The sequence below is a fragment of the Rhodopseudomonas rhenobacensis genome, from assembly GCF_014203125.1.
Taxonomy (GTDB): Bacteria; Pseudomonadota; Alphaproteobacteria; order Rhizobiales; family Xanthobacteraceae; genus Rhodopseudomonas_A; species Rhodopseudomonas_A rhenobacensis.
Map to the genome: position 1 here is coordinate 1 of NZ_JACHIH010000054.1, position 18,920 is coordinate 18,920.

Genomic DNA, 18,920 nt, shown 5'->3' on the forward strand with positions numbered 1-18,920 from the left:
TCCGGTTGGGCCGAGAGCTTGGGCGACGAGTTCGACGCGCCCTTCACGCGCCTCGACTGGACCGGACGCGACCGCTTCGATCTGCAATGGCATCGACACACCGGAACCTGGTATCGCCTTCACCGCGACTTGTCGCTGGAACCGGCACTGAAGACCATCGAGACCGACGGGATCTTGCATCCTCACTAGCAACTCGTCACACCCGATCCTGACCGCAATCCCCGGAGGCCTCCCGCCGCGTGGCTCACCGGATGCTTACCCTGCCTAAACAGCCCCGCGCGAGCTCATTGATCGTCGCCGTGGTAAATTGCGGCATGGCCCCCCAGCCTCTTGAAGAGCGCGTCGAACGCATTGCTCAGGAGGCGGCTGCGCACTTTGGCGGTCAAAGGGTCGCTGGTCCGGAGTGACGCTTTGATCTCGCTCCGCCCTGCGCGCGGTACGAGTTGGCGCGGTACCGCCATCCGAAAATAGAAGATCGCGTCACGACGGACGAGTCGAGGAAGAAGCTGCAAAATGGCGCTCCGCTGGCCCAGATTCTGTACCAGGGGTCGGAAACTGCCAGCTTTGCGCTCGGAAAAGCGTAAGGATATGAAAGCCTTACTTCTTCAGTGGCGGAGAGAGTGCCCGCCAAAAAAATCATAGAAACGCCCATTCTATCGATATCGAAAGTGTACGTTTTTTTGTTACATACACCTAAGCATACACCATGCGCCACCATCCTCGATGGACGAAACACGCCAGAGCTAAAAACCGCGACCGCTCGCCTCATTCCAATTTTCGATCTAGGTCAAAATGCGGGCTGGTTTTGACCGAGATCACACTTGTTGGCCGTGGAGATTTGAGGTCTTGGCTGCGAAGGTATCCTTCACGTGCTGAGAACTGGCTGTCGCAGGCGTGATATGCCGCTGGCTTTGGGGCTTGCGCGGTCTCTCGCGACTTACCGAGATCCGACCTGGCAATGTGGCTAATTGAAAGCATCACCGGATGCTTACGCGAAGCCTTCTACACTTGACCAAGGACCAGATCGTCATCGCAAGCGGGCGACGCTACTCCAACACTGTCCGCCCGACTCATCCCCCGGATCTCGATCGCAAGCAACCGGGCCGTCCCTCCCGCAGCCGGCTGCTGACTGAAAACCTCTAGAGAACGTCATCACTCGCCTGGCGGGATCGTTAAATCCGGCGGCCTGGCATTCGGGAGCCAAGCCGCCGGCGCATTTGAAGCTTTGCTGTCGATATCCTTCCCCTTCATGGCATTTTCGACAACTCAAAACACCACGGGCCTCGTTTCCGCACCTGCCCGATCAGAACTTTACGGTGACCCCCGTATAGAGCGAGCTCTCGGTGCAGGATCCGGAGAACCGACCCGTGCAGCTACCGCTCAGGACGTGATCGTAACCGAATTTGTTCTGCCAGTACCGATAAGCTACCCACACGTCAAGGAAGTGCGTGTACTTCGGTCCCCACGCCATTCTGCTCGCATCCAGGGTCAGGCGTATCGGCTCGGTGAGTATTTCGACCTTGGTTGGGGCATTGGACGGTCGATCAACGGTAAGCGGCGCAGCTTGTGTGCCTTTGGGGCCGGTGACGGTCAGATAGCCGCTGATCGACAACGGCAACGACTCCGGCAGAAACCCGAGCGGCATGTTATAGTTTGTCTCAATCCTCCACGTCGGATCGGTCCGCGTTGCACCATCCGTCAGGCAGGGTGGCGCGACAAGACCGCACTGCTGAAACCCGTTGTGGTCAATGGCCTCAAAGAACACCGGCGCGACATTGATATATCCCTTGTAAGGAAGCGTGAAGGCGAACTGCACGCCGGCGAGGAAGCCGTTCGTCGCGGACGCGAAATAGCTATTCGACGTACCTAGATCGGCGCCGACTTCAAATGAGACATTGTTCAGCGCACCGAACGCGAAGGCGCGGGTGTCGAATATCTGGTTGAAGCCGAAGGTGCTTCGCACTTGGCCGAAGAAGTCGCTTCTGCCCGTACACCCGGTCGCCACCACGGGACACGGGTTGGCGGGATCAAGATCGTTGGATCTGAGATAGGACAGGTTGATGAAGTTCGTCCCGTAAGCCCACGCGTCGAAATGGGTGAAGGCAAACACGTGTTTTTCAATACGCCCCGCATTCGCGCCGCCCGGATTGGTCGCCGTCGGAAGATAGGCGTAGCTCAATCGGTTGTCGTTCACCGAAAAGAACGGCACATCGACAACTGGCGCGGGCGCCTTCCTTGGAGCATCAGCCGCATCAGCCGCAGCAACCGCGCCGATCGACGATAGCAGTAACATGCCTGCCAGCGCGTGAGTCCGTAGAGACATTCCTAACCCCCCGTAGTTGACTGTGTCTTGCAGCTAGACACTGTCGACACTTCCCTGATTGGACCAGAAGTAAATTGCGTCGACGGCACTGCGGAAAACGCAGCAGTGGCTGCGACACCGCATCTTTCACCTGAGCGCAAGATACGACGATGCGATCGCGACTTCGATTATGCCTCACCATCGGGCAAAGCATGCTGCGATAGCGGGCTTAATGACTTGGCGACGTGCAGATGCTCCACATCATCGTCGATGTTCGATGCGATTAGCTGAAGCGTCCGTCGCGACGCTACCGCGAGTTGTCGCGCCAATTGCGCGAGGCCGAGAGATCACAGCATTCATTTGGCAGCCGAGCGTGATAGATATGCCGCACCATCGCGACTGCGCTCGTCGCCAAACAACTGAAGCGCCGACAGCACAGATCGCAATCCGCACGCGCAGATCGAAATCGGCGAGTCCGCAGATGACTATTACGAGACCTTGTAGGAGAGCTTGACGGCTTGCGGTGCGATCAGCCACTCGGCCACGCGCCCGTCAACGCACCTGAGCGAGCACTCGAGGTAGCAAAGCCCGCGCGGAACTCGCGAAGACGAAACCGCTATCGCGGCGGAATCGCGCCAGTTCCACTTCAACCAATCGTGGCGATCAGCTCGTCACGCCATATCCTGCTGAGCAAGATGGCCCCTCTCCAGCAATTTCAAGGTCTCGATCCGAAGCATCTCGGCAAACAAGGCGGGCGAAAGAGCCAATGAGGTGTTGGCGCGATGGATCATCGCCAGCGGATGACTCTTCAGCGATTGATCAAGGATTCGTAAGAACACCAGATCGCCGTCGCGAATCTCCTCCGACACATCGGTCGCGCTCAGAAACGTGACCGCGCTGTCGCGAATCGCCAGATATTTCATCAGCTCGACGGAGTTCGTCTCGAACGTCGGCTTCAGCGTGACCTTTGAACCGACGCACGCATTGTGGACCTGACGGTAAATCGACGTGGTGCTGTCGGCCAGCACCACAGGATAGTTGCAGCAATCCGCCAGTCGGACGCCGGGGAGCTTGGCCAACGGATGCTGGGCCGAGACGATAGCGCCGAGCCGGGCGGCAAAGACGTGAAGGAGATGCAGACTCGGGTCGGCGCGCAGGTTGTAGCCAAAGCCAAAATCAACATCTGCCTGCTCGACGGCGTTGAGAATTGCGTCCGCCAGATAAGTATGAACGACGATTTTAATGCCGGGATACTCTTCGCGGAATCTGACGACCAGCCGGGACAGAACGCCGCTCGCCAGACCGCTCATCGTGGCAACTTTGATCGTGCCACGGTTCAATCCGCGCAATTCCGAAATGCGGGACTGTACGCGATCATGATCGCGAAGCGTTTGGCGAATGTGGGTGATCAGAATTTCGCCGGCCGCCGTAAGCCGCAAACCGCGCGGCAGCCGCTCGAAGATCGGCACTTGAATTTTGCTCTCGAGTTCCAGAATTTGTCGGTTGATCGATGACGATGCGACGTTGAGCCTTTCCGCCGCCTGGCGGATCGACCCCGAGCTGACTACTTCATCAAGATAGCGCAACAACCTAGAGTGCAGCATTGCCGCTCTTGCTCCATTTTATCTTAATGATCTGATCTCTTTTTCGCACTCGCGCGTTCGTAATTCAATGCTTTACGCGCGTTTAGGAACTGATGACTTTGCTTTCGAGATGCTCGCACCGAATTCGAAATAGCGAAAACCGTGGAAGGTGACTTGAGCGCCGCGCTTCGAAACAAGGCGAAGCAGATCACGCGCTGCAAACCTCCCGATACAGTTCGGCGCCACGCACCTCCGCTAGATGTCGTCCATCCATCCAAGGAGAAGCGAATGCTGCTATATTCACCGCCGAAAGTTGCCACATCTATTCCAATCATCGATATCGGCGATAGTTTTGGCGCGGATCAAGATGCCCACAAGCGTATTGCCCTTGAGATGCACAAGGCATGCCGTGAGACCGGGTTCTTCTATGTCTCCAATCACGGGGTTCCGTCCAAGCTGATCGACGCCCAGTTCGCTGCGGCCAAGAGCCTTTTCGACTTGCCGCTCGACGCTAAACTCAAAATCCACATGAAGAAGTCTCCCACGAGTGCCGGATACGAGCCGATTGGAGGACAGACGCTGGATAGCCAGGACGACACCGCGGAAAAGGCTCCTCCGGATTTGAAGGAGAGCTTCTATTGCGGTCTCGAAATCGAACCCAATGATCCCCGGTTCCCAAAACCCTTGCGACCTTTCGGCTATAATCAGTGGCCGGAGATCCCGGGATTGCGGGACCAGTTCATCACGTATTACGGCGCCATGACCGACCTTGGAGCGCGGATCCTCCGTCTTCTTGCGCTTTCGCTGGAGCTGCCCAGCAACTGGTTCGAACGCTTCTACGCACCGGCCGCCGCCGGCGCGCTTCGGCTGATCAAATACCCCTCACAGCCATCCGACGCGGCCTTCAATCAGATCGGCGCCGGCGCCCACACCGATTGGGGCGGCATCACCATCCTCGCGCAGGATTCCGTCGGCGGTCTCGAAGTGAAGAGCATCGCAGAGGATTGGATTAAGGCCACGCCGATACCCGGAACCTTTGTGATCAACCTCGGTGACCTCATGGCGAGGTGGACGAACGGCGTGTACATGTCGAACTTGCATCGCGTGAACAACAACGTCAGCGACCGCGACCGCTATTCTATTCCTTTCTTCTATTCGCCGTTCCCCACCAGCGTTATCGAAGCCATTCCAACCTGCGTTGATGAAGCACGCCCCCCCCTCTTTGCAACCTGCACTGCCGAAGAGCATCTGAACGAAATGTTCCGGCGGTCCTACGGTTATGAAGTCAAAACAGCATGAACGATATGACAGCATCGACGACTCGGATGGCCTATGCCAACGTGTTCGCCAAAGACATCGTCGCGTTGTCCGGGTTCTATAGCGAGTTGCTCGGGCTTCCCGAACTGACAGGCCGCCGCTCAGCCATCTACCGTTGCCTTGATGCAGGCGGCATGGAATTCGGATTCAACGCGGCTCCAGCCTATGATCTGCTCGGCCTTGGCGCGCGCAAAGCGCGCCAAGGCGATGGAGTGAGCGTTTACTTCACCTTTGAAGTCGATTCGCCGTCGCAGGTGGATCGCATCGCGGCCGCAGCGGAGTACTTGGGCGGACAAATCGTGAAGCAGCCATACGACACGATCTACAACGCCCGTCAGGTCGTGCTTGAAGATCCGGAAGGACACGTTTTCCGGGTCAACCATCGCAGAGCTCCGGCGACACCCGCAGCATAACGCCGCCGGCCGACGAATCTTCCAGAACCCGAGAGAGCGGGCGACAGGCAAGCGACGCCCGCCGCCCGCCGTCGTACGCCGGACCACCAGAACGAAGTCGCTCTGGTCGCTGCGCAAGCCACCTCGCCGGTGTCCGCGCCGTCGCCGTGACCATGGGATCGCCATTTCTGATTCCACGTTAAGCCCCGCTCACAACAGTGTGGCGCCGAAATTTCGCGCCGGATCCATATCTGCGACAAGCCGGCCCGTCGGAATTGCGGCGTCGCCGCCGCAGCGCGCGAGGAAGCGGCCGGAGCCAGCAACGGCCAGGCTGGTCCCGTTCTCGACGATCACGCGCCCCCGGGACAGGACCGTTACCGGCCAGCCGCGCAGCGTGCGCCCGGCATAAGGCGTATAACCGGCAAGGTCGTGCATCGCGGCGTCGGTCAACGTGACCTCACGGTCCGGATCCCAGATCGCGATGTCGGCATCTGCGCCAATTGCGATCGAGCCCTTGCGAGGATGCAGATTGTAGATCTTGGCGGGCGCCGTGGCCGTCAGATCGACGAATTTCTGCAACCCAAGGCGTCCCTTTGACACCATGGCATCGAACAGCAGCGGCAAGCGCGTCTCGAGTCCGGGCAGACCGTTGGCGATCTGTTTGAAGTTAGGATTGCCGCTGGCGCGCAGCTTCCCGGTCTCGTCGAAACGGTACGGAGCGTGGTCGGATGAAATGGTCTGAAGATCACCCAGCGCAAGACTCTGCCACAGCGCTTCGTGATCCGAAGCGTGGCGCGGCGGCGGACTGCACATCCATTTCGCGCCCTCTGCTCCTGGTTTATCAAGGTCCTCCGCCGTGAGGAAGAGATATTGCGGACAGGTTTCCGCAAACACCTTCAATCCCTGTCCGCGCGCATCGCGAATGACCTTTGCGCCCTCGGCGGTCGAGACGTGATAGATCATGATCGGCTGATCGATCAACGACGCCATGCCGATCAGCCGGTTGAAGGCTTCTGCTTCGGAGAACCTGGCGTGACTGATGGCGTGATATTTCGGTTGCGTATAGCCGCGCGAAAGTAGCCGCTTCACCATCCAACTGATGATGCCATGGTTCTCGGCGTGCGCGCACAACAGAGCTCCGGATTCCCGGGCCGCAACAAGAACGTCCAGCAAGGGCTCATCGTCGATCTTTAACCGGTCGTAGGTCATGAAGATCTTGATGGAGGAATGCCCCTGTTTGACCAAAGCCGGTATATCGTTTTGCAGCGTTTCCGGCGTTGGATCGGCGATGATCATGTGGAAGGCATAATCGATCACGGCGCCCTTTGCGGCGAGCGCGTGATAGTCCTCCAAGACCTGGGGAAGTGCCATGCCGACGTGCTGCGCGGCGAACGAAATCACCGTAGTGGTGCCGCCGAAGGCCGCCGAGGTGGTGCCGGATTGAAAAGTGTCGGCGTTGATGATCCCGGCCGCCGAGAGCTGTTCGATATGAGCGTGACTATCGACGCCGCCGGGCAGGACCAGCTTGCCCCGTGCGTCGATCTCGCGTTTTCCTGCCGGCAGATCCCGGCCGATGGCGACAATGACCTCGCCTGCGATGGCAATATCGGCCTCGAATACGTCGCTCACCGTTGCGACGCGGCCTTTGCGGATGACAAGGTCGTAGGCGGGTTCGGTCATCAATCACTCCTCGGTATGGCCGGATAGCTGCTTTTGCACCGCCCTCAGGCGAGCTTCGACCGTATCGAATTCGAGTCCAGGCGCCGTTCGAGCCGGCGCATCAACGAATCCAGTTCGACAAGATCGTCGCGGGTCAGCTTCGCTCCCGGCGCGCGAACGAAGCTGCTTTCGATCACGCCTCGCCTGCGCAGCGCCTCCTTTCGGATCGCCAATCCCAGTCCCGGTTGCACCTCATGCCGCACCAACGGCAAATAGATGTCGAAGAGATCTTCACCCGCCTCCGGCTTCTGCTCCGCAAACAACCGACAGACCGCCACCAGCATCTCGGGGTAGGCAAAGCCGGTCATCGCGCCGCTGGCGCCGCGCCTGAGTTCCTGGGGCAGATACAGTCCGCCGTTGCCGACCATGATGCTGATGGATCGATGCAGGCCATCTTGGCAGCCTCGATAAATCCTCGTGAGCTTGCTGTGGCCTGGGCAGTCTTCATGCTTCAGCATGACGAATTGCGGATGCAGCTCGATCATCTTTTGGATCGTCGCCGGCGACATATTGACGAGCGTGCTCTGCGGATAGTCCTGCACGACAACGGGCACGTCGGGCCCCAGCCTCTGCATCACGCCGGCAAAATACGAAAGTACATTCTCTTCGGTCCGCAGCGTGGAAACCGGCGCGATCATCACCCCCGCCGCTCCGAGATCCATGGCTTCTCGTGAGAACTCGACGAGCGGATCGACGCCCGGATGGCTCACTCCGACCACGACCGGGACCTTGTTCGCGACCCGCGCAAGGACGCGCTTCATGAATGCCGTGCTCTCCAGCGAACTGAGCTTGTTGGCCTCCCCCATCATGCCGAGCATCGTGATGCCGGAGACCCCGCAGGAGAGATAGAAGTCGATCATCCGGTCCGTGCTCTCGAGATCGAGTCCACCTTGATCATCGAACGGCGTCGCCGCGATAATGAAGACGCCCGACGCGCGTTCGTTTAACAGGCCAGATTTCATTTCGGCTCCCGCTTTCCTGGATTTTAACATCATGGCGAGCTTGTCGCCGTAAGTTGTATCTCGCTGCGCACGGCCCGAAGGCCGATCGACGCAATAAATCGTTGACGCCAGCCCCGTTCTTTCGCCGCCCACTCATCACCCGTGATTGGGACCGACTTAAAACCCGACGACCATCCCATCCTTGCGGTGGTCTGATGCACCAATGTATCCGTCTCCGAATCGCTGGATGATCTGGCCGCCGCCAAACCCGAATGTGTTGTCCGGCGTCTGCATGATCAGATCGTGGCCTAGCGCCCTTAGGGCCTCCAGTTCCTGACGCGGCATGGTCGTCTCGACGGCAACGCGGTTGCCATCCATCACGAGCCATCTCGGAGCGTTCAACGCGGCCTGGGGATTTTGACGGAAGAGCTGCGTCCGCAGTACCAATTGAACATGTGCCTGCGGCTGCATCGGTCCTCCGACGACACCGAAGCTCATCAGCGGCTTCCCAGCCTTGTTCAGGAAAGCGGGGATGATGGTGTGCAACGGACGCTTTGACGGCCCCACTTGATTTGGATGCCCAGCTTCCAGGGAAAAGGCCGCACCGCGGTTCTGCAGATGGATGCCGGTGCCGGACACCACGATGCCGGAGCCGAAGCCGACAAAGGTGGACTGGATGAACGAGACCATCATGCCCTGACGATCCGCCGCGGCAACGTAGATCGTGCTGCCATGCGTCGGTATTCCGGTGGAAGGGTTGGTGGACGCCCGCTCCGGATCAATGAGGCGCGCCCGCTTGCGCAGATAGTCGTCGTCGAGCAGCCGGTGCCGATCGATAGCCATGCTCGCCGGATCGGCGACATGGGCGTGGACATCGGCGAACGCCAGCTTCAGCGCCTCGATCTGCAGATGCATTGCCTGGGCGCTGTCCGGATGGTGGTTTTCGATGCCGACGTGGTCGAGCATCCCCAACGCCATCAACGCGGTGACGCCCTGTCCATTGGGCGGCAGCTCGTGCAGCTCCACGCCGCGAAACTTTCGCAATAGGGTCGTCGTCCAGTCCGCTGTGTGCGCGGCGAGATCGTTCGTCGTCATCGCGCCGCCGTGCAGGCGCGAATGTTCCGCGATCTTCTGCGCAATTGCACCGCGATAGAAGTCCTCGCCTTCGGTTTGCGCGATGCGCTCCAGCGAAACCGCCAGATGGGTGTTGACGAACAGCTCTCCGGCCTCCGGCGCGCGGCCTCGCGGCAGAAAGGTCTCCGCGAATCCCGGCTCGGTCGCGATCTCCTTGGCCTCCCGCAGCCAGAGCGCGGCCACCGTCGGCGTGACGTGAAAGCCGTTGCGCGCATATTCGATCGCCGGCGCGAACAGCTCCGGAAAAGGCAGCCTGCCGAACCGCTTCCACAGCGCCACCCAGCCGGACACCGCGCCGGGAACGGTGACGGAATCCCACCCGCGGGGCGGCATGGTCTCGCGGCCCGCGAAGCGATCCGAGGTCCATGCGGCGGGTGCGCGGCCCGACGCGTTGAGGCCATGAAGCTCACCAGTGGTATCACTGACGATGGCGAATGCATCGCCGCCCACACCCGTGCTGGTCGGCTCCACCACCGTCTGGCAGATGGCGCTGGCGATGGCCGCGTCCGCGGCGCTGCCGCCCTTCAACAACATGCGCAGCCCCGCCTGCGCCGAGAGGGAATGCGAGGTGGCGACCATGTTGCGCGACATCACGGGACGTCGGGCGACGTTGTATTCCCCCTGCAGGGACGTGAATGGGCTCATGCCCGGCCTCCGCGGTTCGCCCAGCCGGTGGTGCGACGCTCAAACCATTCGACCGCGTAGTAGATCGCCACGCTCATCGCGGCGATCGCAAACAGCCCGGCAAACACCAACGGCAGGTCAAACCGTGCGCTCGCGGCCATCATCAGGTAGCCGACACCCGCGCTCCCGGCCACGGTCTCCGCCAGCACGGAGCCGACAAAGGCCAGAGTGACGGAGACCTTCAAGCTGGCGAAGAAGTAAGGAAGCGAGCGCGGCAGGCCGATCTTGATGAGAATCTGCGTGCGCGTCGCGCCGAGCGAGCGCAGCACGTCTTGGATCTCGGGTTCGATCGTTCTGATCGCGATGGCGAGATTGACGACGATCGGAAAGACCGCCAGCGCGAACGCCGTCACCACAGCGGTGTAGGCGCCGACCCCGAACCAGACCACCAAAATGGGAAGCAGCGCGACCTTGGGCACCGCGTTGAACCCCACCATCAACGGATAGACGCTGTCATGGACGTTGCGGGAGGCGCCGACCACGAGACCGAGCGGAATGCCTACAACGACGGCAATGCCGAGCCCGGTCAGCGTGACCCACAGCGTCCGGGTCGATTGCTCCAGCAGTTGCGGCCCATAGGCCTGGATCGCGTGAACAATGTCGAGCGGCGACGGCAACACGAATCTGTCGATCTTCACCGCACTGCAGGCAAATTGCCAGAACCCGACAAACAGCAGCAGCACCAGCAAAGCTTTGAGGTTCGATCCGCGCATGCCCGCTCCCGATTAGTCAGCCGCCTTGTCAACCGTCGCCGCGGGGCGCGGGACCGCCACATCCACCCCGGCGAGACTGTTGAGAATACTCTGACGCACATTCTCGAGATGCAGCCGCATGCGCTGGACGGCGAGATCGGCGTTTCGCTCCTCAAGCGCGGCGATAATTTCGAAATGCTCCTGCCGCCCCGGATCAAAACGGCTCGGTATGCGATCCACGTCGAACATCCGTGTGCGCTCACGGAGTTCGCAGATCGTCTTCAAGAGCAGTTTGTTGCCGCTCACTTCGGCGATCGTCAGATGCACGGCGTCATCGACACCCCAATGCTTGATCGGCGCCGTGCGCTCGGCGGTGGTGAGGCTGTCAAGCTTCTGGCGGATGAACTTGATCTGCTGCGGGAGAATACGCGTGGCGGCGAGCCGCACGGCTTCGCATTCCAACAGGATACGTAGGGTCAGGATCTCGAGCACCTCCTCCACCCTGATCTGGCTGACCAACACGGAACGGCCGTGCTTGACCAGATGCCCCTCGCCCTCGAGACGGCCTAGCGCCTCGCGGACCGGCGTTCGCGACAGACCCAGCTTTTCCGCGATGTCGCGCTCGTTGACGACCGAGCCCGCGGGCAGATCGCCCATCTTGATCCATTTCTTTACGGCCGCGAAAGCCAACTGCGACGATGTCTGACCCATTGCAGGCCCTCCCTTGCATATTTGTCTTCGAGACATTGCTGCCGCGAACATGTTCCGGAGATATTCCTCGGCCGCCAAGAATAGCAAACACGCAAACACCACTAAGGGCATTATGGGATTTTTTAGAAATGCGCAAGGTATACAAGTGGAATAATTTCTTGCTTGCTTTTCGATCGGCGCTGGATACGATCCGTCGCACTGATCGAATTTTGTGCGAGGTTATGTTTTGAGCAAACGAGTCGCGGAAATTGGCGGAGGCGGAATCGCCGGATTATCCCTTGCGCTCATGCTGGCCCGTACCGGCTGGTCAGTTCGCGTTAACGAACGCACGCCGGCCATCCGCGAAGTCGGGGCCGGAATATTTCTGCGAAATAATAGTATCGAGGTGCTTGAGGAGTTCGGCGTGCTCGACTCGCTGCGCGCCCGCGGCACGGAACTATCCCATCAAATTACGGTCGATGGCGCCGGCTCCGTGATGGAAGAGCGCTCGCTGAGCGGAATGTCGCGCGTCACGGTGCTGCCGCGCCAGGCCTTGGTAGAGGAACTCTTGGCAGCCGCCGTCAATGCGGGCGTCGAGGTTGTGACCGGCGCGGAAGCGGTCGGCATCTCCCCGGACGGATCGTTGACACTGAGGGACGGCTCCCAGAGGAAGGCGGACCTGGTGGTCGCAGCCGACGGCGTCCATTCCCGTCTTCGCTCCAGTTTTGGCGAGTTGGCCAAGCCGCGGCTGTTGCCGACGACCATCAACCGCTACCTGCTGCCGCACCGCAAATTTGCCGTCGAGCCGTTTCACCGCGAATTCTGGGGTCCCAACCGCCGGATCGGCATCGCGCCCGCTGGACCGGACGCGACTTACGTCTACCAGGTCTGCAAGGCCAGCGACCACGCGGCCGGCAAGCTTCCATCGGACGCTGAACTGTGGACCCGGTCGATCCCGGTGCTCGCGGACTTCTTTCAGGAGATCGCGCGCGCGCCGTCCATTCCGCATCAGTATGTGACGGTGAAGTGCAGCAAATGGTCGGTGGGCCGCGCGGCCATCATCGGCGACGCCGCGCATGGCATGCCACCGACGCTGGGACAAGGGGCCGGCGTTTCAATCATGAATGCGCGGGGACTGGCTGCAGCTTTGACGCAGCATCAGGATGTGGCAACGGCATTGCGCGATTGGGAGACGACGGTGCGCTACATCACCGACAGAACCCAAGCCTGGGCGATCCGGTTCGACGTGTTCGCCAACCGCTTCCCCGACAACCTGGCCTTCATGCGCTGGCCCGTCGCCTGGTGTTTCAAGAATTTTCCAATCCTCAATGCACGGATGCGCATCGCGGAACGCGGTCTCGTCGACACGCATCTAGGTCAGAAATTGGAATCCTCGGCGCTGTTCAGCTGATCCCCAACGTCCACCGGAGGAAGAATCGTGATGAGACGCACCGTCCTGCTCGCCTGCGCGGCCACCCTCTTGTCGGCATCCTGCGCGCTCGCGAATACAAAGCTAAAATTCGCCCTGGACTGGCTTCCCCAAGCGCCGAGTTCCGTCCTCCTGCTCGGCAAGGACAAAGGATTTTTCACGGAGCAAGGCATCGACATCACGATCGATCGCGGCTTTGGATCCGGCGACACCATCAACAAGGTCGCCGCCGGCGCCTACGATATGGGCCTGGCCGACATCAGCACGCTGGTCAAATTCAACGTCACCAACCCGAACCAGGCCCTGGTCGGCGTCTACCAGTACTACGACAGCACACTCACGGTTCTGTTCGGTCGAAAGGATCGCGGGATCCTGACCCCGAAGGATCTTGAAGGCAAGACGATCGGCTCGCCGGAAGGCGAAGCCAGCCGCAATCTATTCCCCGCTTTCGCGGAAGCCAACGGGATCGATGCTTCCAAGGTGAAGTGGGAGACGGTGACGGCACAACTCCGTGAGACCTTGTTCGCGCAAGGCAAGCTCGATGCGATTGGGGGGTTCGCGACCAATTTGTTCATCCTGACATCGATGGGCATGACGTCGAAAGACTTCACCATACTGCCCTATTCGGACTACAACTTGAATCTGTACGGCACAACCGTCGTCACCAAGCCGGCCTACGCCAAGCAGAATCCCAAAATTGTCACGGCCTTCGCAAGGGCGATGGTGAAATCGACCAAATATGCGCTGGCGCATCCGGCGGAAGCGATTGCCGCACTCAAGGCAGTTGATAGCATGATCGACAATTCAACCGAGGAAAAGCGTTTCGAGCTGCTCGTCGAGCGCGCGTTGCTGACGAAAGACGTCAAGGCCAACGGTTTTGGCGGGGTGACGCCACAGCGTCTTCAGCAACTGATCGATGCGAACGCGAAGGTCTTCGAACTCAAATCGAGCCCGGCTCCCGACAGCATCTTCGACGCCAGTTTCCTGCCGCCTGCTGCGGAACGCATGCCGTGATGCAGCAGGTCGGGTCGTCGTCGGCAAGTCCTGAAGCGGAGTGGAGGCGGCGTCGCGAGAGCGGCCGTCTCTCTTTCCAGCGCTGCCGGGCCTGTTGCGCTGCCATCTTTTACCCCCGAGCGATCTGCACCCATTGCGGCTCGCAGGATCTGATATTCTGCGACTCCGCGGGCGTGGGGCGCGTCGAATCCTTCACGATGATCGCGCGGCCGGGCGATCCGGGAGCCGAGAGCGTCGTTGCCTTGGCCATTGTTCAGCTTGACGAAGGAATAAAGTTGATGGCGAAGCTGGTTGACCCGCCTGACGGCGACATCATCGGCATGACAGCGGTTCTGGTCCCGAAGGCGCGGTTGCATGATGACTTCCCGTCATTCCGCATCAAGACGTGACATCCCGATCGATGCTGAGAGCTGCAAGCGCGGCGGTGGGTGTCGGACTGGCCGGTTTTCCGAGCGGCCATGGCAGGACCCATCTTGAGCTGATCGCAGATGCGACGGCGGCCGCGGCGCGCGACGCCGGAATCCAGGTGGGCGACATCGACGGGATCTTCACCACCAATCTCGTCAACTTCATGCCGGCGGTTTCGGTCAGCGAGTATCTCGGACTGAACCCGCGCTGGATCGATGCCAGTAATATCGGCGGCGCGTCCTTCGTCCACTACGCGATGTCGGCGACGCTGGCGCTGTCCGCGGGCTTGTGCGACGTCGCGCTGCTGGTCTACGGCAGCGATGCCGGCTCGAATAAAACGCCGCCGCTATCGCTGCACGAGCCGCTGCTGCATGAGGCGGAATTTGGTGCGCAGTTTCCGATCGCTGGCGTCGCTCTGGCTGCCAGCGCCCACATGCATGCTTACGGCACGACACGGGCACAAATGGCCGCCGTCGCCTTGTCCGCGAGGCGGTGGGCCGCATTGAACCCGGAAATTCCTCCGCTTCCCCCGCTCTCGATCGAACAGCTGCTGGCCGCGCCTTATGTGGCGCGCCCGTTTAGCATTCATGATTGCGGTCAGATGACCGACGGCGCCGCGGCGGTCATCATGGTGGCAAGTGATCGCGCCGAAAGATATCGACGGCCTCCGGTGTATTTCCTTGGCGGGGCGACGGCGATCTCACATCGGCGTATCGCGCAGGCAACAAGTCTAACCACGACGTTGGCAGCGCAGACTGCTCCCGCTGCCTTTGCAATGGCCGGGCTCGCCCCGAGCGATATCGACGTGCTGCAGCTTTATGACGGCTTCACCATCTATCCCATCCTGTTCCTGGAGGATCTCGGCTTCTGCGACAAGGGCAAGGGCGGCCCCTTGGTCGAAAGCGGAGCCATTGCTCCAGGCGGCAGACTGCCCGTTAATACCAATGGCGGCAGTCTCTGCTCCGCCCATCCCGGCATGTACGGCCTGTTCCTGATCGCTGAGACGATCCGCCAACTACGTGGCGACGGCGGTGCCGCGCAGGTCGACGGAGCGCGCTTCGGACTGACCCATGGCAATGGCGGCCACCTGTCGACTCAGTCGACGGCGATATGGGGTCGCCAGCCGTCGCGTTAACCCGTGTGGCAATTGTCTAGACGACCCGCCGCATCGACCGGAAGCCGAGCGCGAATGATCTCGTCTCGAAGGGTCTGTACTACCCGATTGAACTCGTTGTCGTAGAGCAGCTCCAGTGGCCGCGGGCGAGCGAACGGAGTTGTGTGTTCGGACGACACCCGTCCGGGACGCGACGACATGACCAAAATCCGGTCCGCCAGGAACACCGCCTCCCGGAGATCGTGGGTCACCAGCACGACCGTCACGCCGCTGGCAGCGTGGATGTCGCGAATAGCCAGCCAGAGCTCTTCCCGCGTGAAGGCATCCAACGCGCCGAAAGGCTCGTCCAGCATCAGCAGTTCCGGCTCATGGATGAGCGCGCGGCACAAGCTGGCGCGTTGTTGCATTCCCCCCGAGAGTTCCCACGGGTACTTATCTTCCACGCCTTCAAGACCGACGAGCTTCAGCAGGGCTCTCGCCTTCTGCAGATATTCGGTGCGGTGAGACCGGAGGCGGCGCTTGTGCTGCTTCACCACCTCCAATGGAAGCATGATGTTTTCAATGGTGGTCCGCCAAGGCAACAATGTCGGATTCTGAAAAGCCATCCCGACGATCGAGATCGGATGCGTCACATGCGCGTCCTGAACCAGCACCACGCCTTTTTGCGGAATCCGAAGGCCGGTCATCAGTTTCATCAGCGTCGACTTGCCACACCCCGACGGTCCGACCACCGCAAGGAATTCGCCTTTTCGGACCTTCATCGAGAGGCCGGCGACGGCGGGCGCCCCGCCGTCATCGCCATAGACGAGGTCGACATTTTCAATGGAGACCAGCGGGATTTCTCGGACGAACGGGGTCACCGTCATGTGATGCTCCTGGGCAAGGTCAGCAATCGGACAAAAGCGCCGTGCGGTAGATCAGGTTCGCCTCCTCGCGAAGCGCGGAAAGAATGCGCACCCGCGCCGCACCGGTGACACGGAAGCTCGGTCCGCCGACGCTGAGACCCGCAACAAGCCGGCCTTTTATGTCGAGGAGTGGAACGGCGATCGTGGTGGTGTCCGTGTCGACTTCAGACTCGGTCGTCACGTATCCGACCCGCCGGATGTGAGCGAGTTCGTCATCCAGAATGGAAGGATCGAAAGCCGGCCCGTCCAACGGTCCCTGTTGGCGATAAAGGATTTGATGTCTCTCCTTCTCGCTTGCAAAGGCCAGAAGTACTTTCGCGGACGCGCCGGCGTGTAGCGGCATCAGCACCCCGGGTTGAAAGCTGAAACGCACGGGCTGCGGGCTTTGCGCATAGGCGACGCCGAGGGCCTGCGCGCCGCGCTTGATCGTCAGGATTGCGGTTTCACCCGTCACCGACGCCAGCGATTGAAGATGCGGCAACAGCAATTGCCGCAATACCGTCTCGTAGTTTCCACCAGCCGCGAATTGCAGCGCGCGATAGCCGAGCCTGTACTGACCGTCGCCCGCAGCCTCCTCGACGAACCCACGTTCCTTAAGCACCTTGAGAAGCCGGTAGGCCGTGCTCTTGGGCACGCCAATGGCGTTGACTAGTTCGGCCACGGACGCTTTGCCGGTATCCGACCGCAAGAGATGCCAGATCAGGTCCAGGCCGCGTTCCAGCGTCTGCGCTCCTGTCCTTTCGGTTTCACTCAATTCGACCTCGCAAAACGGCCTTGCCCAGCGCGTGACGCGGCCGTGGCACGGTCAACGGCCTCCACTTGACTGTGCTATCGTAGGCGATATTCTCACAATGTAAATTCGTATTCCCGAGAATGGGATTTTCCGTCCGACAGCGAGGCGAAATGGCAACAGGGTGCAGTTGGCCGATAAGCGAGGACCGGTGGCCAAATGGGCGGCGGGCGATTCTTAAGGGCTACGCCTCCTCGGAGCGCCTCACGCGCTTTCCTTCGCTGAAGGGGCGGCCAGCGCCGCCGCTCATCAAGCAAAAGCTTGGCGAAGGGCCCGAGCTGTGACGGCCGCCAGTGCATCCATTGTCGTCGTCAATCCGAACAGTTCGGTTTCGATGACGGAGGCGATCCAACGGTCGATCGAGCCGTTGCTTGCGGCTTCAACCATTCCGGTCCGGACCGTCCGTGTCATCGACGGGCCGCCAGGAATCGATACGCAACAACACGTCATGCAAGCGGGCCCCGCGATGCTACGCGCGATCGGCGCCATGCCCGCGGCGGCCGTCGTGGTCGCCTGCTTTGCGGATCCCGGCGTTCACTTGCTACGCGAAGAGTTGACCGTCCCGGTCTTGGGAATAGCTGAAAGCGCCTACCACGCGGCCATCCAGTTCGGCCATCGTTTCGGCATCGTGTCGATCAGTGAGGCGGCCATCGGACGTCATGCGCGCTATCTGCGTGAACTGTCGCTGATGGACAGGCTTGCCGGCGATCGTTCGATCGGCACCGGGACGGCAGGGCTGAACGAGCAGGACACCATCGAGCGGGTCAAGGACGTCGCCACCCGCCTCAAGCAGGACGACCGCGCCGAGGTCATCGTGTTGGGCTGCGCCGGTCTGGGCGAACACCGACGGGAGATCGAGCGGCATGTCGGTCTTCCGGTGATCGACCCCGTACAGGCTGCCGTCGGCTTCGCCCAAATGCGGGTCGCGCTGTCTCAATAATCCAGCGTCATACAGAATGCCCGACTTGGTCGATGGAGGGAAGGAGCGTCATCGCCGATGATTATCCTACGTCCGCGGCTTTGTTCAGAATTGGCGGATCATTAGACAAAAGTGCGGGCTTCTATATTATTGCTCTTCAACATCGGTGACCTGAGCCGTTTCTTTCTTCCCGCGATGGCCAAAGTCCTGGTTGCTTTGCTATGAGACCGGACTTTGGACCACCCGCGGTTAGAATTTTCTTGCTCTTGCTCTGAGACCACTCTTTGGACCGCCGAGAGCTAGAGTTTTCCAGCTTTGTCATGAAGGCGGGCTGGCAACGCCGTCATGATTGTGCAGTGTCATTGTGCATTTCGGTTATCGCGAGCGGCGATCTCACTCGATGGTGAGCACTCGTTTCATTTGATCGTGAGCAGACATTTCACGCGATCATGAGCAGCCGCTTTGGCCGACTTGGTGATTGGTTCAGGGGTTCGCGGCTTCGTCAAGCGTTCGGTTTCGGGCGTTCTGTTTTCGCATGCTTTCTCCGCTGAGTTGGAGGCGGTGGGCATTGTGAACGAGGCGGTCCAGGATGGCGTCGCCCAATGTTGGGTCGCCGATGACGGCGTGCCATTGATCGACTGGGACCTGGCTGATGACGACGGTGGAGGCGCGACCGTGGCGATCATCGAGGATCTCGAGAAGGTCGCGTTGCTCTGACGGGTTGAGCACCGACAGGCCCCAATCGTCGCGCACCAGTAGCTGCACGCGGCTGATGGTTTTGAGCAGGCGGCCCTAGAGCGGGATGACGCTTGGCTGAATCGATGGGGGATTCCCAAATCAGGCGGTTTCTGATTCAAGCTTGATGCTGGAATTGGGAGGCCAGCAGG

The 18,920-nt window shown here is 60.5% G+C and carries 18 protein-coding genes and 1 pseudogene; 8 read left to right on the forward strand and 11 right to left on the reverse strand.

Annotation, left to right across the window (positions count from 1 at the left end):
- The coding region (locus HNR60_RS23430) for a DUF3024 domain-containing protein (RefSeq protein ID WP_488266380.1) at positions 1–189 on the forward strand (189 nt) is incomplete at its 5' end.
- 95 nt (positions 190–284) lie between these two features.
- Here the strand turns inward: HNR60_RS23430 and HNR60_RS24530 are convergent.
- From HNR60_RS24530 to HNR60_RS23440, 3 genes are all read right to left on the reverse strand, one after another.
- Positions 285–512 carry a DUF6538 domain-containing protein gene (locus tag HNR60_RS24530; RefSeq protein WP_430695034.1) on the reverse strand — a complete coding sequence of 76 codons (228 nt, stop codon included), beginning with the start codon at positions 510–512 and terminating at the stop codon, positions 285–287.
- Between the two features lie 791 nt (positions 513–1,303).
- Positions 1,304–2,323: a hypothetical protein gene (locus tag HNR60_RS23435; protein WP_184262737.1), complete on the reverse strand. Its 1,020-nt coding sequence runs from the start codon at positions 2,321–2,323 to the stop codon at positions 1,304–1,306.
- A gap of 650 nt (positions 2,324–2,973) precedes the next feature.
- On the reverse strand, positions 2,974–3,906 hold the full coding sequence (locus HNR60_RS23440; RefSeq protein WP_184262739.1) for a LysR family transcriptional regulator: 933 nt from the start codon (positions 3,904–3,906) through the stop codon (positions 2,974–2,976).
- A gap of 267 nt (positions 3,907–4,173) precedes the next feature.
- Between HNR60_RS23440 and HNR60_RS23445 the strand changes: the two genes are divergently transcribed.
- Positions 4,174–5,184 (forward strand): isopenicillin N synthase family dioxygenase, encoded by a 1,011-nt coding sequence (locus HNR60_RS23445; RefSeq protein ID WP_184262741.1) that lies wholly within the window; start codon positions 4,174–4,176, stop codon positions 5,182–5,184.
- Positions 5,181–5,615 carry a VOC family protein gene (locus HNR60_RS23450; protein ID WP_210313757.1) on the forward strand — a complete coding sequence of 145 codons (435 nt, stop codon included), beginning with the start codon at positions 5,181–5,183 and terminating at the stop codon, positions 5,613–5,615. Before HNR60_RS23445 ends, HNR60_RS23450 begins: the two co-directional genes overlap by 4 nt.
- A 189-nt stretch (positions 5,616–5,804) precedes the next feature.
- On the opposite strand, the gene hydA is transcribed toward HNR60_RS23450, so the two are convergent.
- From hydA to HNR60_RS23475, 5 genes are all read right to left on the reverse strand, one after another.
- Entirely contained in the window at positions 5,805–7,274 is a 1,470-nt protein-coding gene (gene hydA, locus HNR60_RS23455) for a dihydropyrimidinase (RefSeq protein WP_184262743.1), read from the reverse strand.
- A gap of 44 nt (positions 7,275–7,318) precedes the next feature.
- A complete protein-coding gene (locus HNR60_RS23460) occupies positions 7,319–8,275 on the reverse strand; it encodes a dihydrodipicolinate synthase family protein (protein ID WP_184262745.1) in 957 nt (318 codons plus the stop codon).
- A gap of 156 nt (positions 8,276–8,431) precedes the next feature.
- Positions 8,432–10,033, reverse strand: coding sequence for a gamma-glutamyltransferase family protein (locus HNR60_RS23465; RefSeq protein WP_184262747.1), 1,602 nt, complete (start codon positions 10,031–10,033; stop codon positions 8,432–8,434).
- Entirely contained in the window at positions 10,030–10,785 is a 756-nt protein-coding gene (locus HNR60_RS23470; RefSeq protein WP_184262749.1) for an ABC transporter permease, read from the reverse strand. Before HNR60_RS23470 ends, HNR60_RS23465 begins: the two co-directional genes overlap by 4 nt.
- A 12-nt stretch (positions 10,786–10,797) precedes the next feature.
- On the reverse strand, positions 10,798–11,475 hold the full coding sequence (locus HNR60_RS23475) for a GntR family transcriptional regulator (protein ID WP_184262751.1): 678 nt from the start codon (positions 11,473–11,475) through the stop codon (positions 10,798–10,800).
- Between the two features lie 211 nt (positions 11,476–11,686).
- Between HNR60_RS23475 and HNR60_RS23480 the strand changes: the two genes are divergently transcribed.
- Genes HNR60_RS23480 through HNR60_RS23495 form a run of 4 tightly spaced genes read left to right on the forward strand, consistent with a single transcriptional unit; the run spans position 11,687 to position 15,440 of the window.
- A complete protein-coding gene (locus HNR60_RS23480; RefSeq protein WP_347339373.1) occupies positions 11,687–12,865 on the forward strand; it encodes an FAD-dependent oxidoreductase in 1,179 nt (392 codons plus the stop codon).
- A 30-nt stretch (positions 12,866–12,895) separates the two neighbouring features.
- Positions 12,896–13,897: an ABC transporter substrate-binding protein gene (locus tag HNR60_RS23485; RefSeq protein WP_184262756.1), complete on the forward strand. Its 1,002-nt coding sequence runs from the start codon at positions 12,896–12,898 to the stop codon at positions 13,895–13,897.
- Complete coding sequence (locus tag HNR60_RS23490) at positions 13,897–14,286, forward strand: Zn-ribbon domain-containing OB-fold protein (protein ID WP_246433077.1); 390 nt, start codon at positions 13,897–13,899, stop codon at positions 14,284–14,286. The genes HNR60_RS23485 and HNR60_RS23490 overlap by 1 nt, the downstream gene beginning before the upstream one ends.
- Before the next feature lie 11 nt (positions 14,287–14,297).
- Positions 14,298–15,440, forward strand: a complete 1,143-nt coding sequence (locus tag HNR60_RS23495; RefSeq protein WP_184262765.1) for an acetyl-CoA acetyltransferase — start codon at positions 14,298–14,300, stop codon at positions 15,438–15,440.
- Here the strand turns inward: HNR60_RS23495 and HNR60_RS23500 are convergent.
- Together HNR60_RS23500 and HNR60_RS23505 are read right to left on the reverse strand one after the other, a co-directional pair.
- A complete protein-coding gene (locus HNR60_RS23500) occupies positions 15,437–16,285 on the reverse strand; it encodes an ABC transporter ATP-binding protein (RefSeq protein ID WP_184262767.1) in 849 nt (282 codons plus the stop codon). The genes HNR60_RS23495 and HNR60_RS23500 overlap by 4 nt on opposite strands.
- Positions 16,286–16,304: 19 nt before the next feature.
- Positions 16,305–17,078, reverse strand: coding sequence for an IclR family transcriptional regulator (locus HNR60_RS23505; RefSeq protein WP_184262769.1), 774 nt, complete (start codon positions 17,076–17,078; stop codon positions 16,305–16,307).
- Positions 17,079–17,394: 316 nt separating this feature from the next.
- Here HNR60_RS23505 and HNR60_RS23510 point away from each other — a divergent pair, with 316 nt between their 5' ends.
- Positions 17,395–18,054 carry an aspartate/glutamate racemase family protein gene (locus HNR60_RS23510; protein ID WP_184262771.1) on the forward strand — a complete coding sequence of 220 codons (660 nt, stop codon included), beginning with the start codon at positions 17,395–17,397 and terminating at the stop codon, positions 18,052–18,054.
- A gap of 462 nt (positions 18,055–18,516) precedes the next feature.
- Here HNR60_RS23510 and HNR60_RS23515 read toward each other — a convergent pair.
- A pseudogene (locus tag HNR60_RS23515) lies at positions 18,517–18,792 on the reverse strand (ATP-binding protein); the annotation flags it as partial.
- Positions 18,793–18,920: the final 128 nt, after the last annotated feature.